This is a genomic window from Vibrio sp. 1078-1 (assembly GCF_033340475.1).
Genome location: NZ_JAWOWM010000705.1, coordinates 1 through 561, shown reverse-complemented (window position 1 = coordinate 561; position 561 = coordinate 1). Strand labels below are relative to the sequence as shown.

General features: G+C 40.3%; 1 protein-coding gene. It reads left to right on the top strand.

Going from position 1 to position 561, the window contains the following annotated elements; genetic code table 11:
* The coding region (locus R7190_RS29625) for a putative capsular polysaccharide synthesis family protein (RefSeq protein WP_318138173.1) at positions 1 to 558 on the top strand (558 nt) is incomplete at its 5' end.
* Positions 559 to 561: the final 3 nt, after the last annotated feature.

The following is a 561-nucleotide window of genomic DNA, read 5'->3' as shown; positions in this document are numbered from 1 at the left end:
GAGCAAATCAAGATCGTTACATTAATCCGTGACCCGATTGCGACGGTTTTCTCCCGTTTTTTCCAAGATTTACATCTACAATTTATCGAAGGCAAAAAGAACGATGCCATCCACCGCGACATGGAAGTGACCTACAAGCATCTCGAGCATTGCTTTGATAACTACATCAACCTGAACTACTTCGCAGATTGGTTCGATAACGAGCTAAAACGTAACTTCAGCATCGATGTCATGCGCCAAGAGATCGATAACACTCAACCATTTTTTACGTTCAACAATGACAAAGCCAGCGTCATTCTGATTAAGTGCGAGCAACTGAGTTCCCTTGACAAAGAGATTGGAGACTTCCTAAATGTCGACAACTTTGTTCTGAAAAACAGCAATGAAGCAAAGAACAAATGGTATTCCAACATCCACCAATACTTTAAACAGCATTACGATTTTTCTAAGTTGTTTTACATGTATGACTTACCGCTTTATCGCCATATTTACTCGCAGCAAGAACGAGAAGCTTTCAAAACCAAGTGGTTAAAAACTCCAGGGACAAAGTCAGCATGAAAA